This window comes from Streptomyces sp. 3330 (genome assembly GCF_031456635.1).
In the GTDB taxonomy this organism is placed as follows: domain Bacteria; phylum Actinomycetota; class Actinomycetes; order Streptomycetales; family Streptomycetaceae; genus Streptomyces.
The window spans coordinates 459,950-475,143 of sequence record NZ_JAVDVA010000003.1; the positions used below are offsets into that span (position 1 = coordinate 459,950).

Genomic DNA, 15,194 nt, shown 5'->3' on the forward strand with positions numbered 1-15,194 from the left:
CGCGTTCACGCCTCCCCGCGTCCCGCGCCCGCCAGGATCCAGCCCTCCACGGCCTCGTACTGGCGGCGCTGCTCCTCCGCCTTGCGGCGGCCCGAGACCACCGTGCCCAGCCAGCCGAAGGCGAAGCCCAGCGGGACGGTGACGATGCCCGTGGTCGTGAAGGGGAACCAGTTGAAGTCCGCCTCGGGGAAGGCGGAGACCGGCGAGCCCGAGACCAGGTTGGTGCCCGGCATGAGGATCAGGACGGACAGGGTGCCGCCGATGAGGGTGGCGAGGAGACCCGTGCGGGTGTAGCGGCGCCAGAAGAGGCTGTAGACCAGGGCCGGGGCGAGCGCCGACGCGCCGAGGCAGAAGGACAGGGTGACCAGCGGCTGGAGGCTGCGGTGCTGGACCTGGGCGGCCAGCAGGATCGTCGGGACGCCGACGGCCAGCGCGGACAACCGGGCCAGCAGCATCTCGCGGCGCGCCGACATGTGCGGGTCGCGTGCCGCGAAGACGTCGTGGGCGAGGGAGTTGGCGCAGGCGAGGATCATGCCGGCGACCGAGGCGAGCACCGTGAGGAAGATCGCCGTCGTGACCGTCGTGAAGAGCAGGGTCTCGGCCGTGGACACCTCGCCGCCGAAGGCGCCCCGGGAGCCCAGCAGGTAGGCCGTGTTGCCCTGCGGGTCCGCCTGCGCGATCACCGCGCGGCCGACGATCGCCGTCGCGCCGAAGCCGACGACCGTCATGATCAGCACGAAGAGCGCGACGCCGGAGACCGCCCAGGACATCGACCGGCGCACCTGTCGGGCGCTGGAGGCGGTGTACATGCGCATGGTGATGTGCGGCAGACAGGCGCCGCCCAGGACGACCGACAACTGGGCGGTGATCATGTCGACGCGCGGGAAGGGCCCGCCGGCGAACTCCAGCCCCGAGTGCAGGAAGGCGTCGCCGACCCCGCTGCCCCGGGCCGCCGCGTCGAAGAGGGTGCCCGGGTTCCAGTCGAAGCGGTACAGGACGAGCAGGGCGATGACGGTTCCGGAGCCGAGCAGCATCACGATCTTCAGCATCTGGATGAGGGCGGTGCCCTTCATGCCGCCGATCGCCGCGTAACTGATCATCAGCACGCCCATGCAGACGACGCAGCCCGTCTTCACCGAGTCGCCGGAGAAGCCCAGGATGAAGGCGAGCAGCTGGCCGGTGCCGGCGAGCTGGACGAGCATCATCGGCAGCAGCGCGGTCAGCGTCACCGCGCACGCCGTGATGCGCACCGCCCGCCCCGGCATACGGCGGGCCAGCGCGTCGCCCATGGTGAACCGACCCGCGTTGCGGAGCGGTTCGGCCAGCAGGAACATCAGCAGCATCAGGGAGAGCGCCGTACTGAGGGCGAGGACGACACCGTCGTAGCCGCACAGCGCGATCACCCCGCCGGTGCCCAGGACGGTGGCCGCCGAGATGTAGTCCCCCGCGATGGCCAGGCCGTTGCGCAGCGGCGAGAGGGAGCGGTAGCCGGTGTAGAACTCGGCGAGGTCGTCGCGGTCGGGGCCGGTCATCACGCACAGCAGCAGCGTGATCGTGGCGATCGCGGTGAACGCGACGAGGGACATCGTCTGCGCGTCGTCGCTGAACTCCGTCATCGTCCGGCCTCCTTGGTGCGGTTTCCGCGCGCGTCCCGCTTCGCGTCGATCTCGGAGAGTTTGCGGATGCGGTCCGCGAGCGGGTCCACATGGCGGCGGGCGGTCCGCTCGTACAGGACGATCGCCAGGCAGGTGACGGGGAGTTGCAGCAGCGCGAGCAGCAGGCCCGCGGGGAGGCCGGTGGCGACCTTGCCGGTCATCAGGGACGGCGCGAACGCCGACAGGACCAGGAAGACGACGAAGTAGCCGAGCGCGGTGAGGGTGGCCACCCGCCGCTGGCGGCGGTAGGCGCCGCGCAGGACCCGCAGGTCGCTGTGGCGCCCCAGCGGGGCGTGGTCGGCGGGCCGGCGCCGAGGCGGCTCGGGCGGCCGGGGCGGTGGTTGCCAGGGGTAGGTCGGGCCGGGGTGTGACGGGTCGTGTGACATCCCGTGCTCCTTGCGTGGCTCGGGTCCGTGGCGGCGGACCGCAGGGAGTGGGGGGTGGGGCGAGGGACGCACGTTACTTGGGAGTAAGGCGACTGCGAAGGGTTTTCACCAAACTGAGTGGTCGGTATGCGCTTACTGAGCGAAATGCAGCCTGACCTGGGGTGTTACCCGCGTTAACCCCACATCTGTGGGGGTCCTGCGACCCATGTGGCGATCGTCTTCACAGCAGCGTGGCGGAGCCATCGGCCGGCCCGCCGGACCTTGTCTGTCGTCCACCCGGCCCGCCGGTCACGTGGCCTGTCGGCACCGGTCCGGCGGTCACCTTGCCCGGCGGTCACCTTGCCCGCCGGTCATCCGGTCCGCCGAAGCACCCGGCTGTCGATCACGCCGTCATGCGGTCGGCTCGTCATGCCGTCGCGCCCTCATGCCCTCATGCCCTCATGCCCTCATGCCGTCACGCCGTCACGCCGTCATGCGGTCGCCTCGTCGGCCGGTCGTGCGGTCGGCTCGTCGGCCGGGCGGTCCGTCAGCACCGGGAACCTGCGTGGGGCCACGCAGAGCAGCACCAGGAAGGCGAGGGCCGCCGCGCAGGCCGCGCCCAGGTAGACGGCGTGCACGGCGCTCGCGACGGCGTCCCGGACGGCCTCCGGAGCCGTACCGGCGGCGAGGGCGCGGGTGACGGAGTCCAGGTCGCCCGCGCCGCCCAGCCGGGCCGCCAGCACCCCGTTGGCGACCGCGCCGAACACCGACGCGCCGATCGTCTGCCCGGTCTGACGGCAGAACAGCACGGACGCGGTCGTGGTGCCGCGCTCCGACCAGCCCACCGTCGACTGCACGCCCACCAGGAGCGGGAGCTGGAACAGGCCCAGCGCGGCGCCGAGCAGCAGCATCAGCAGGGCCGGCTGCCAGGCCTCGCCGGGATACGGCAGGAACGGGAACGCGAGCAGGATCAGCGTCGCCGCGCCGATGCCCAGCAGCGCCGTGTCGCGGAAGCCGATGCGCCGGTAGACGTGCTGGCTGAGGGCGGCGGACAGCGGCCAGCTCAGGGTCCAGACGGAGAGGACGAACCCGGCGGTCACCGGCCCCAGCCCCAGCACCGACTGGGCGTACGTCGGCAGGAACACCGTCGGGGCCACCATCAGCAGACCCAGGGCGCCCAGCGCGAGATTGACCGCCGCGATCGTGCGGCGGCGCCACACCCAGCCCGGGATGATCGGTTCCGCCGCCCGGCGCTCGATGACGACGACGAGCCCGGCCAGCGCCAGCCCCGCGCCGAACAGGGCGAGCGACGGCCCCGACAGCCACGGCCACGCCACCCCGCCCTGCACCAGCGCGGTCAGCAGCACCCCGCCGCAGGCGAACACCGCCAGGGCGCCCGCCCAGTCGACGCGCGCGCGTGCACGCGACGCGTCACGCGCCGCCCGTGGCAACGACCCTCCACGCGCGCGTGCACGCGAAGCGCCACCCGTCGCCCGCACCCGCGACCCGTCACGCGCGCGTGTGCGCGCCTCCCGCGCGGACTGCGCGGACGGCGACGACGGCGCGGACGGCGACGACTGATGCTGCGGCTCGTGCAGGTGACGGACGATCAGCCACAACGCCACCGCTCCGATGGGCAGGTTGATGAGGAAGATCCAGCGCCAGTCCGCGTAGGCGGCCAGGACCCCGCCCAGGCCGGGCCCCGCGACCGCCGAGACCGCCCACACCGTGGACAGCTTCGCCTGGATCTTCGGCCGCTCCTTGAGCGGATACAGGTCGGCGGCGAGCGTCTGCACGGTGCCCTGCAACGCCCCGCCGCCCAGGCCCTGCACGATGCGGAACGCGATCAGCGCCCCCATGTTCCAGGCCAGGGCGCACAGCAGCGAGCCGAGCAGGAAGAGGGCCGCCCCGGCCACCAGCACCGGTTTGCGGCCGAAGGTGTCGGACAGCTTGCCGTAGACCGGCAGGGTGACCGTCACGGCGAGCAGGTAGCCGGAGAACAGCCAGGAGAAGACGGAGAACCCGCCCAGGTCGCCGACGATCTGCGGGACGGCCGTGGAGACCACGGTGGAGTCGAGGGCGGCCAGCGCCATGGAGAGCATGAGGGCGGCGACGACCGCTCTCCGGCCGCGCGGTGCTGTCGGCCGCGCGGCCTCGCGTGTCGCCGGTTGGACGTCCCCCACCTGTGGCCCCCGTGTCTCCCGTGCCCCTTGCATCCAACTGCCGGGAGTCAGCTTCCCACTTGACCCTCGCGTCGCGGGAGGGTGGAGGCTGACTGGGCCGAAGGGTGGAGACAACCCCGAAGGGCTCTCCACCTCGCGGTGGACGGCCCCTAGGGGTACCTCCGTACCAGGGCTCGGGGAGGGTTCGTACTGCCGGAGGAGGAGAAGGGCGGGGTCCCGTCCTTAACCTGGCTTTACGCCGCTGGGGGGCGGCCGGCACCACTTCCGGGGGGTGGGGTTAACCCCCCGGAAAGACGGGCCCGAGCACCAGCGCGAGGGACCCCTTCCCGCCGACAGACTCTTCGACGTGGCACCGCGCACCGTCTCGACGGTCCGGGGCGCCGCTCATCCGCTTCTGAATTTCCGACTGAGGAGACTTACCGTGACTTCGGCTGTGACCATTCCCAGGCACGGGGGCACTGGAGGGCGTACGGCCGTAGCCGCGCGGGCGCGGCAGGTCGTCAAGGCGTACGGGTCCGGTGAGACCCGTGTCGTCGCGCTCGACCACGTCGACGTGGACATCGCCCGCGGCCAGTTCACCGCGATCATGGGCCCCTCGGGGTCCGGCAAGTCCACGCTGATGCACTGCCTCGCCGGTCTCGACACGGTGTCGTCCGGGCAGATCTACCTGGACGAGACCGAGATCACCGGGCTCAAGGACAAGAAGCTCACCAAGCTGCGGCGGGACCGCATCGGGTTCATCTTCCAGGCGTTCAACCTGCTTCCCACGCTCAACGCGCTGGAGAACATCACGCTGCCGATGGACATCGCGGGCCGCAAGCCGGACAAGGCGTGGCTGAGCCAGGTCGTGGAGACCGTGGGACTCGCCGACCGCCTCAGGCACCGGCCCACCCAGCTCTCCGGCGGTCAGCAGCAGCGCGTCGCCGTGGCGCGCGCCCTCGCCGCCCGCCCGGAGATCATCTTCGGTGACGAGCCGACCGGAAACCTCGACTCGCGCGCGGGCGCCGAGGTCCTGGGCTTCCTGCGCCGCTCGGTGGACGACCTGGGCCAGACCATCGTGATGGTCACGCACGACCCGGTGGCGGCGTCGTACGCCGACCGCGTGCTGTACCTCGCGGACGGCCGGATCGTCGACGAGATGTTCAAGCCGACCGCGGAGACCGTCCTGGACCGCATGAAGGACTTCGACGCGCGGGGGCGTACGTCATGACCGTCCTGAAGACCTCGATGCGCAACTTCTACGCGCACAAGGGGCGCATGGCCCTCTCGGCCGTCGCGGTCCTGCTGTCGGTGGCGTTCGTCTGCGGGACGCTCGTCTTCACCGACACGATGAACACCACCTTCGACAAGCTCTTCGCCAGCACCTCCTCCGATGTGACGGTGAGCGCCAAGGGCGCCTCGGACACCGGCGAGACGACCTCCGACAACGGCAAGCCGCCGGTCATGCCGGCCTCCGTGCTCGGCGCGGTCCGCAAGGCGGACGGGGTGAAGTCGGCGGAGGGGACCGTCTTCTCGACCTCCGCGACCGTCGTCGACGCCGACAAGGACAGCCTGTCGCCCACCAGCGGCGCGCCCACCATCGTGGGCAACTGGAACGCCAACGATGCCCGCACCATGGAGATCACCGAGGGCGCGGCGCCCAAGGGATCCGACCAGGTGATGGTCGACGCGGACACCGCCGACAAGCACGACCTGAAGCTCGGCGACGAGGTCGGCGTCATCACCGCGGTCGGCACGCACCGCGCGAAGATCTCCGGCATCGCCGCCTTCCAGGTCACCAACCCCGGCGCGGCGATCTTCTACCTGGACACGAAGACCGCCCAGGAGGCCCTGGTCGGCGAGTCGAACGTCTACACGAACGTCAACGTGACGGCCGCGGCCGGCGTGAGCGACGCCCAGCTGAAGAAGAACGTGGCGGCCGAGATCGGCGCCGGCTACAAGGTGCAGACCGCCAAGGAGACCGCCGACGCCAACCGCGAGAGCGTCGGCAGCTTCCTGGACGTGATGAAGTACGCGATGCTCGGCTTCGCAGGGATCGCCTTCCTCGTCGGCATCTTCCTGATCATCAACACCTTCTCCATGCTGGTCGCGCAGCGCACCCGGGAGATCGGCCTGATGCGGGCCATCGGCTCCAGCCGCAAGCAGGTCAACCGGTCCGTGCTCGCGGAGGCCCTGCTGCTGGGCGTGGTCGGCTCGCTCCTCGGCGTCGGTGCGGGCGTCGGCATCGCCGTCGGCCTGATGAAGCTCATGGGCATGACCGGCATGAACCTGTCCACGGAGGACCTGACGGTCGCCTGGACGACCCCGGTGGTCGGCATGGTGCTCGGCGTCGTCGTCACCGTGCTGGCGGCGTACCTCCCGGCCCGCCGGGCCGGCAAGGTCTCCCCGATGGCCGCGCTGCGTGACGCCGGCGCTCCCGCCGACGCCAAGGCGGGCGCCGTACGGGCCGTCATCGGCCTGCTCCTCACCGGCGCGGGCGGCTTCGGCCTCTACCTCGCCGCGGCCGCCGACAAGGCCGCCGAAGGCTCGCTCTGGCTGGGCCTCGGCGTGGTGCTGAGCCTGATCGGCTTCGTGGTGATCGGCCCGCTGCTGGCGGGCGCGGTGGTCCGGGTGCTGGGCGCGATCGTGCTGCGGGCCTTCGGTCCGGTCGGCCGGATGGCGGAGCGCAACGCGCTGCGCAACCCGCGCCGCACCGGCGCCACGGGCGCGGCCCTGATGATCGGCCTCGCGCTGGTCGCCTGTCTGTCGGTGGTCGGCTCCTCCATGGTCGCCTCCGCCACGGAGGAGCTCGACAAGAGCGTGGGCACGGACTTCATCATCCAGAGCGACGGCGGTCAGCTGATGACCCCGCAGGCGGTGCAGGCCGTCAAGTCGACGCCGGGCCTGGAGCGGGTCACCGAGTACAAGTGGACCGAGGCCGACTTCACCACGCCCGACGGCAAGACGCTCGACAAGACGGCGATCACGGCGGCCGACCCGACCTACGCGACCGACCTGCGCGTCGAGACCGTCGCCGGCAACCTCGCCGACGCCTACCGTCCCGACTCGATGTCCGTCCACGAGAAGTTCGCCGACGACCACAAGATCAAGCTCGGGTCCGAGATCTCGGTGGCCTTCAAGGACGGCTCCACGGCCCGGCTGACGGTCCGCGCGATCACCAGCAGTGACGCCGTCATCGACCAGGGCGCGATGTACACGTCCATCGCCACCCTCAAGAAGTACGTCCCCGCCGACAAGCTGCCGCTCGACCAGCTGGTCTTCGCCACGGCGAAGGACGGGCAGCAGGACACCGCGTACACGGCCCTGAAGAAGGGGCTGCACGACTACCCGCAGTACACCGTCCGCGACCAGACCGACTACAAGCAGGAGCTCAAGGACCAGATCGGGCAGCTGCTGAACCTGATCTACGGCCTGCTCGCCCTCGCGATCATCGTCGCGGTCCTGGGTGTGGTGAACACCCTCGCCCTGTCGGTGGTGGAGCGCACGAGGGAGATCGGCCTGATGCGGGCGATCGGTCTCTCCCGCCGCCAGCTGCGCCGCATGATCCGCCTGGAGTCGGTCGTCATCGCCCTCTTCGGCGCCCTCCTCGGCCTCGGCCTGGGCATGGGCTGGGGGGCCACCGCCCAGCAGCTCCTCGCCCTCCAGGGACTCGACGTCCTGGAGATCCCGTGGCCGACGATCATCGGCGTGTTCATCGGCTCCGCCTTCGTGGGCCTGTTCGCCGCACTGATCCCGGCGTTCCGCGCGGGCCGCATGAACGTCCTGAACGCGATCGCGACGGAATAGCCCCACCGGGCCGGCCCGCCCGAACCAGCCCGGCACCGAGAAGAACGGGGGTCTTCTCGGTGCCGGGCTCTTCGCCGTTTCCGGCCGGCCTGGACCGCGTCGGGACGACGCGGTCCAGGCCGCGGACGGGGCTCCGGACGGGGCTCCGGGCGGGGCTCCAGGGGCGGCAGAACCGGGTCCGAGGGCGGGACGCGCGGCGGGGCCGAGGGAGGACCGCGCGGCGGGGCGAACCAAGTCCCGCACGCCCCCACCGTCCCCCGGTTGTCCACAGCCCCCGGCGAACGACCTCACCCCGACGTACGCTGGACACCCCCGGCTCGTGACACGCGTCGGGCCCTTCGCGTTGCCCACCCGGACCTTCGCGTCGCCACCCCGGACCCCGGTGCGCCCGTCCCCGGACGCACCCCGGCCCCTCGGACGGAAAGCCCAGCCCTCCATGAGTCTGCACGGTCTGCTCGACGCCGTCGTCAAGGACACCGCCCTCGCGGAAGCGATCCCCGCGGCCGCCGACGGCAACCGCATGCACGTCGACCTGGTCGGCCCGCCGGCGGCCCGCCCCTTCGCCATCGCCGCCCTGGCCCGCGAGACCGGCCGCACGGTCCTCGCGGTGACGGCCACCGGCCGTGAGGCCGAGGACCTGGCCGCCGCCCTGCGCTCGCTGCTCCCCCCGGACGGCGTGGTGGAGTACCCCTCCTGGGAGACGCTCCCGCACGAGCGCCTCAGCCCGCGCAGCGACACCGTCGGCCGCCGCCTCGCGATCCTGCGCCGCCTGGCCCACCCACGCCCCGACGACCCGGAGACCGGCCCGGTCTCGGTCGTCGTGGCCCCGGTCCGCTCGGTGCTCCAGCCGCAGGTCAAGGGGCTCGGTGACCTGGAACCCGTGGCCCTGCGCACCGGCCTGACGGCCGACCTGAACGAGACCGTCGAAGCCCTGGCCGCAGCCGCCTACGCGCGCGTGGAGCTCGTCGAGAAGCGTGGTGAGTTCGCCGTACGGGGCGGCATCCTGGACGTGTTCCCGCCCACCGAGGAACACCCCCTGCGCGTCGAGTTCTGGGGCGACGACGTCGAGGAGATCCGCTACTTCAAGGTCGCCGACCAGCGCTCCCTGGAGGTCGCCGAACACGGTCTGTGGGCCCCGCCCTGCCGTGAACTCCTGCTGACGGACGAGGTGCGCACGCGTGCGCGCGCCCTCGCCGAGGAGCACCCGGAGCTGGGCGAGCTGCTCGCCAGGATCGCTGAGGGCATCGCCGTCGAGGGCATGGAGTCCCTGGCCCCGGTGCTGGTCGACGACATGGAGCTGCTGATCGACGTCCTGCCCGAGGGCGCGATGGCCGTCGTCTGCGACCCGGAGCGGGTACGCACGCGTGCCACCGACCTCGTGGCGACGTCCCAGGAGTTCCTCCAGGCGTCCTGGGCGGCGACCGCCGGCGGCGGCGAGGCGCCCATCGACGTCGGCGCGGCCTCCCTGTGGTCCATCGCGGACGTCCGCGACCACGCGCGCGAGCTGGACATGATGTGGTGGTCGGTGTCGCCGTTCGCGGCCGACGAGGAACTGGACGCCGACACGCTGAAGCTCGGCATGCACGCCCCCGAGACCTACCGGGGCGACACCGCGAAGGCGCTGGCCGACACCAAGGGCTGGCTGGCCGACGGCTGGCGCGTCGCCTTCGTCACCGAGGCGCACGGCCCGGCGGCCCGCACGGTCGAGGTGCTCGGCGGCGAGGGCGTCGCGGCCCGTCTGGACGCCGACCTGTCCGAGCTCGGCCCGTCCGTGGTGCACGTGTCGTGCGGCTCGATCGACTACGGCTTCGTCGACCCGGCGCTCCGCCTCGCCGTCCTCACGGAGACCGACCTGTCCGGCCAGAAGGCGGCCGGCAAGGACGGCGCCCGGATGCCCGCGCGCCGCAGGAAGACCATCGACCCGCTCACCCTGGAGGCGGGCGACTACATCGTCCACGAGCAGCACGGCGTGGGCCGCTACATCGAGATGGTGCAGCGCACGGTCCAGGGCGCCACGCGCGAGTACCTGGTCGTGGAGTACGCGCCCGCCAAGCGCGGCCAGCCCGGCGACCGTCTCTACATCCCGACCGACCAGCTGGAGCAGATCACCAAGTACGTGGGCGGCGAGGCTCCCACGCTGCACCGGCTCGGCGGCGCCGACTGGACGAAGACCAAGGCGCGCGCGAAGAAGGCGGTCAAGGAGATCGCCGCCGACCTGATCAAGCTGTACAGCGCGCGGATGGCGGCCCCCGGCCACGCCTTCGGCACGGACACCCCCTGGCAGCGCGAACTGGAGGACGCCTTCCCCTACGCGGAGACGCCCGACCAGCTCACGACCATCGCCGAAGTCAAGGACGACATGGAGAAGACGGTCCCGATGGACCGCCTGATCTGCGGCGACGTCGGCTACGGAAAGACGGAGATCGCCGTCCGGGCCGCCTTCAAGGCCGTCCAGGACGGCAAGCAGGTCGCCGTCCTCGTGCCGACCACCCTCCTGGTGCAGCAGCACTTCGGCACGTTCAGCGAGCGGTACGCGCAGTTCCCGGTGAACGTCAGGGCGCTGTCCCGCTTCCAGACGGACACGGAGGCGAAGGCCACCCTGGAGGGGCTGCAGGAGGGCGCCGTGGACATCGTCATCGGCACCCACCGGCTGTTCTCCTCCGAGACGAAGTTCAAGGACCTCGGCCTGGTCATCGTGGACGAGGAGCAGCGCTTCGGCGTCGAGCACAAGGAGCAGCTGAAGAAGCTCCGCGCGAACGTCGACGTCCTGACGATGTCGGCGACCCCCATCCCCAGAACGCTGGAGATGGCGGTGACGGGCATCCGCGAGATGTCGACGATCACCACGCCCCCCGAGGAGCGCCACCCGGTGCTCACCTTCGTCGGCCCCTACGAGCAGAAGCAGATCGGCGCCGCCATCCGCCGTGAACTGCTGCGCGAGGGCCAGGTCTTCTACATCCACAACCGGGTCGAGTCGATCGACCGGGCGGCGGCGAAACTGCGTGAGATCGTGCCCGAGGCGCGGATCGCCACCGCCCACGGCCAGATGTCGGAGACGGCGCTGGAGCAGGTCGTCGTCGACTTCTGGGAGAAGAAGTTCGACGTGCTCGTCTCGACGACGATCGTCGAGTCCGGCATCGACATCTCCAACGCGAACACGCTGATCGTGGAGCGCGGCGACACCTTCGGCCTGTCCCAGCTGCACCAGCTGCGCGGCCGGGTCGGACGAGGGCGCGACCGCGGTTACGCCTACTTCCTCTACCCCCCGGAGAAGCCCCTCACGGAGACCGCCCACGAGCGTCTCGCCACCATCGCCCAGCACACCGAGATGGGCGCGGGCATGTACGTGGCGATGAAGGACCTGGAGATCCGGGGCGCCGGAAACCTGCTCGGCGGCGAGCAGTCCGGGCACATCGCGGGTGTCGGCTTCGACCTGTACGTCCGGATGGTCGGCGAGGCCGTGGCGGACTACCGGCGACAGCTGGAGTCCGGCGGGGTCGAGGAGGAGCCGCCGCTGGAGGTCAAGATCGAGCTGCCGGTCGACGCGCACGTCCCGCACGACTACGCGCCCGGCGAGCGGCTGCGCCTCCAGGCCTACCGGTCCATCGCCTCCGCCAACTCGGAGGAGGACGTCAAGGCCGTCCGCGAGGAACTCGTCGACCGGTACGGAAAGTTGCCGGAACCGGTGGAGAACCTGCTGCTGGTGGCGGGGCTGCGGATGCTGGCACGCGCGTGTGGCGTCGGCGAGATCGTGCTCCAGGGTCCCAACATCCGCTTCGCGCCGGTGGAGTTGCGCGAGTCCCAGGAGCTGCGCCTCAAGCGGCTCTACCCCGGGACCGTCCTCAAGCCGGCCGCGCACCAGATCCTGGTGCCCCGCCCGAAGACCGCGAAGGTCGGCGGCAAGCCGCTGGTCGGACGCGAACTGCTGGGCTGGGTGGGCGAGCTGCTGGCGACGGTGCTCGGGTCGTAGACCGCCGCCGTCGACCGCCGCTCAGCTCAGCCCGGCCCAGCCCCGGCCGGCCACGCTCAGGCCGACGGGAACAGCATCATCGGCAGCGCGCGGAGCACCTCCTCGGGGTCCTCGCCGCCCAGGAGGTTGTCGAGGTTGTGGCCGAGCAGGAGGGTGGCGAATCCATGGGCCAGGGACCAGACGGCGATACGGGCCAGCCGGGCGTCCGTGCCGTCCCCGGCGGGTGCGGTGGCGGCGACGGCGTTGCTCAGGGCGGCCGCGGACAGGGCGCGGGCCGTGGTCAGTTCCAGGTCGTCGGCGCGCAGCAGCTGGGGCGAGAACATCACCTGGAAGTGGGCGGGGTGCTCGCGCGCGAAACGGACGTAGCGCGCGCCCGCGTCCCGTAGATCCGTCGCCTCCGCCAGAGCGCCCGCCAGCAGTCCGTGTCCCTCCGCCGCGATCGCCGTCAGCAGACCGGTGCGGTCCCGGAAGTGATGGGCGGGCGCCGCGTGCGAGACGCCGGCGCGGCGGGCGAGGTCGCGCAGGCTCAGCCCGGTGGGGCCGTCGGTGGCGATGACGTCGAGGGCGGCGGCCAGGATGGCGCGCCGCAAGTCGCCGTGGTGGTAGGGGCGGTCGCTCATGCACAGCAGCGTACGCCGTATCTAGGCATTGACAAGTTCACAAGGGCCGGGCAATCTTGTCAGTGTCAAGTTATGGTCGATGTCCGAACGCGACGAGGGGGAGACGTCATGTCCGAGAACGGGCAGCGGCAGGCGGACCGGCGGCGCCGGGCGGCCGGACAGGCCGTGCGGGGTGAGGGCGCCGAGCAGGGCGTACAGGGCGTGCAGGGTGAGCGGGCCGAGGCGGGCGGGCGGGACGGGCGGGTCGTGCCGGCGCAGGCCCGCCGGCTCTGGCATCTGCTGGAGCCGTTGCACGCGGTGCTGTACTACGCCCCGGAGGTTTTCGAGGAGGCCGACGCGCTCGGGTACTCGACCGAGGACCGGTGGGGGAGCTACTTCCCTTTCCGTGCGGCCCCGTTGGGCCCGGTGAGCGCCGAGGCGGTGACCTCCGCCTTCTACAGTTTCCGGCCCGGCATGGTCGCCCGGTACGTCGAGGACGCCTGGAAGGTCGCCACCCCGGAAGCCGCCCTGGCGGCGCGGCTGAGGGGGATCGACCGGCTGTACCGCAGGCTGTTCGGTGACCTGGTGGACGGTCCCGAGCCGGCCGAGGCCGCCGCTCTCGCCCGCCGCGCCGCAGAGGCGGCCGTCACGGCGGGCCGCCCGCTCGCCGCGGCCAATGCCGCGCTGGAGTGGCCGGCCGAGCCCCACCTCCAGCTCTGGCAGGCGGCGACGGTCCTGCGTGAGCACCGGGGCGACGGTCATCTCGCCGCCCTGCTCCTCGCGGACCTCGACCCGGCCGAGGCGTTGGTGTCCTTCGCCGCGATAGGCGCGGCGTCCGTCGAGCGGTTCCGGAGCCGCGGCTGGACCCGTGAGGAGTGGGCGGCGGCGAGCGGGCGGCTGGCGGCGAGAGGCCTGCTCGCGGCGGACGGCACGGCGACGGAGGCGGGCCGTGAGCTGCGCCGCCGCGTCGAGGAGGACACCGACCGGCTGGCACTCGGCCCCTGGCAGGCCATCGGCCCGGCATGCGCGGAGCGCCTGGCCGCACTCCTGGGGGACTACTGGGTGGCGGTGCTGGGGTCCGGACTGCTGCCCTCGGAGTCGACGCTCGGCATCGGGAGGGTGTGAGCGCCACCGCACCGCCGCTCCGGGATGCGGGCGCGGGCAGGCGCGGACGTGGGGCAGAGGCGGGGCGGGGTGGGGCGGGGCGGGGCAGGGAAGGCCGAAGCCGTCCGCAGCGGGCTCGCTCTGTGCGGACGGCCTCGTGCACCGGGTGATGTCGGTGGCTCGGCCCGTAGTTCTGCGGGCCGGGCAGCGGCCGGGCGTGCGGCCGGATCGGAACCGCGGGCTAGGGCTGGTCGGGCCGTTCCTCGTCCATGCCGAGCCGCTCGTGCATCTTCTGCTGCCCGGAGTCGATCTGGGACTCGTACTTGTTGCCCGTCCTCTCGTTCGCCTTCCGCTCCGCGGTGTCGGACATCTTCCTGGTCTTGTCCTGTGCCGCCTTGTTGCTCTTGAACCTGTCGAGGATGCCCATCCAGAGCTCCTTCCGAAGCTGACTCTCCACCGACGATATTCCCGGTAAGTCCGACATGCCCAGTTGAGTCGATTGTGGTCTGGACCTCCCGACGGTCCCCGAGCGCCCCCTCGCTACCGTGTGTGCCGGTCCCCGTCAGGGGAAAACGCCCTGTGCGGGGTGGTGTCGGGCAGGCAGGGGAGGGGCGCGTGAGGCGTCTGAGGGGCGGGGCGGCGGTTGCCGTCGTGCTGATGTGTGCCGTTTCGGTGTCCGGATGCAAGGAGCAGGTCACGGGCTCCGGTTCCGGCGCGGGTGCGGCTTCCGGTGGCGCGGGAGCGACGGCGGGCGGCGGAGCGGGCAACGGCGGGGCGGCTCTCGCGGCGGCCGAGTCGCTGGCCGTGAAGGGGCGGGCGCCCAAGACCGGCTACGACCGGGAGAAGTTCGGCACCGCCTGGGCGGACACGGACTCGAACTCGTGCGACACCCGCGACGACATCCTCAAGCGCGACCTGGAGGAGGTGAAGTTCACCGGCGGCACGTGCAAGGTGTCCTACGGCGTCCTGGAATCGGACCCGTACTCCGGGAAGGACGTGACGTACCGGCGTGGCAGCAGCAAGGTCGACATCGACCATGTCGTCGCGCTGTCGGACGCCTGGCAGAAGGGCGCCAAGTACTGGGACGCCGGCAAGCGCATCGCGCTCGCCAACGATCCCCTCAACCTCCTGGCCGTCGACGCGAGCACCAACCGCTCCAAGGGAGACGGCGACACGGCGACCTGGCTGCCGCCCAACAAGGCCTACCGGTGCACGTACGTCGCGGCGCAGGTCGCGGTGAAGAAGAAGTACGAACTGTGGGTCACCGCGGCGGAGAAGTCCGCGATGGAGAAGGTCCTGGAGTCCTGCCCCGCCCAGAAACTCCCCACCGGCGGCAACCCCACCAAGGCCCCGGAGCGATTCCACGCGGGCTGAGGGGACCGGTGGTGGTGCGGCCCGGCCCTGCGGCGGCTCCCCGGCAGTCCCACGCCGACTCCCCGGCAGTCCCACGCCGACCCCGTCGACGGTTGCCGGAGCGCCGCGGGGCGGGGCCGCGGAAATCCGGTCCCGCCCGGTCGTGGCCTCGCCTACCG

The 15,194-nt window shown here is 71.9% G+C and carries 10 protein-coding genes; 5 read left to right on the forward strand and 5 right to left on the reverse strand.

Annotation, left to right across the window (positions count from 1 at the left end; translation table 11 throughout):
* Window positions 1–5: 5 nt before the first annotated feature.
* The 3 genes from J2X68_RS07950 to J2X68_RS07960 form a co-directional block, all read right to left on the reverse strand.
* Window positions 6–1,616 carry a cation acetate symporter gene (locus tag J2X68_RS07950; RefSeq protein WP_310431721.1) on the reverse strand — a complete coding sequence of 537 codons (1,611 nt, stop codon included), beginning with the start codon at window positions 1,614–1,616 and terminating at the stop codon, window positions 6–8.
* Complete coding sequence (locus J2X68_RS07955; protein ID WP_310431722.1) at window positions 1,613–2,041, reverse strand: DUF485 domain-containing protein; 429 nt, start codon at window positions 2,039–2,041, stop codon at window positions 1,613–1,615. Before J2X68_RS07955 ends, J2X68_RS07950 begins: the two co-directional genes overlap by 4 nt.
* Window positions 2,042–2,511: 470 nt before the next feature.
* Window positions 2,512–4,236 (reverse strand): MFS transporter, encoded by a 1,725-nt coding sequence (locus J2X68_RS07960; RefSeq protein WP_399039487.1) that lies wholly within the window; start codon window positions 4,234–4,236, stop codon window positions 2,512–2,514.
* Between the two features lie 388 nt (window positions 4,237–4,624).
* Between J2X68_RS07960 and J2X68_RS07965 the strand changes: the two genes are divergently transcribed.
* From J2X68_RS07965 to mfd, 3 genes are all read left to right on the forward strand, one after another.
* Window positions 4,625–5,413, forward strand: coding sequence for an ABC transporter ATP-binding protein (locus J2X68_RS07965; protein WP_057600581.1), 789 nt, complete (start codon window positions 4,625–4,627; stop codon window positions 5,411–5,413).
* The gene (locus J2X68_RS07970) at window positions 5,410–7,989 is read left to right on the forward strand and encodes an ABC transporter permease (RefSeq protein ID WP_310431724.1); all 2,580 of its coding nucleotides are present in this window, start codon (window positions 5,410–5,412) and stop codon (window positions 7,987–7,989) included. The genes J2X68_RS07965 and J2X68_RS07970 overlap by 4 nt, the downstream gene beginning before the upstream one ends.
* Window positions 7,990–8,425: 436 nt before the next feature.
* The gene (mfd, locus tag J2X68_RS07975; RefSeq protein ID WP_310431725.1) at window positions 8,426–11,959 is read left to right on the forward strand and encodes a transcription-repair coupling factor; all 3,534 of its coding nucleotides are present in this window, start codon (window positions 8,426–8,428) and stop codon (window positions 11,957–11,959) included.
* 56 nt (window positions 11,960–12,015) lie between these two features.
* Here mfd and J2X68_RS07980 read toward each other — a convergent pair whose 3' ends face one another.
* Complete coding sequence (locus J2X68_RS07980; RefSeq protein WP_310431726.1) at window positions 12,016–12,579, reverse strand: TetR/AcrR family transcriptional regulator; 564 nt, start codon at window positions 12,577–12,579, stop codon at window positions 12,016–12,018.
* A 108-nt stretch (window positions 12,580–12,687) separates the two neighbouring features.
* Here J2X68_RS07980 and J2X68_RS07985 point away from each other — a divergent pair, with 108 nt between their 5' ends.
* A complete protein-coding gene (locus J2X68_RS07985; RefSeq protein ID WP_310431727.1) occupies window positions 12,688–13,683 on the forward strand; it encodes an SCO6745 family protein in 996 nt (331 codons plus the stop codon).
* 220 nt (window positions 13,684–13,903) lie between these two features.
* Here the strand turns inward: J2X68_RS07985 and J2X68_RS07990 are convergent, their stop codons facing one another.
* The gene (locus J2X68_RS07990; RefSeq protein WP_310431728.1) at window positions 13,904–14,089 is read right to left on the reverse strand and encodes an antitoxin; all 186 of its coding nucleotides are present in this window, start codon (window positions 14,087–14,089) and stop codon (window positions 13,904–13,906) included.
* 188 nt (window positions 14,090–14,277) lie between these two features.
* Between J2X68_RS07990 and J2X68_RS07995 the strand changes: the two genes are divergently transcribed.
* Window positions 14,278–15,036, forward strand: coding sequence for an HNH endonuclease family protein (locus J2X68_RS07995; protein WP_310431729.1), 759 nt, complete (start codon window positions 14,278–14,280; stop codon window positions 15,034–15,036).
* The last annotated feature ends 158 nt before the right edge of the window (window positions 15,037–15,194 follow it).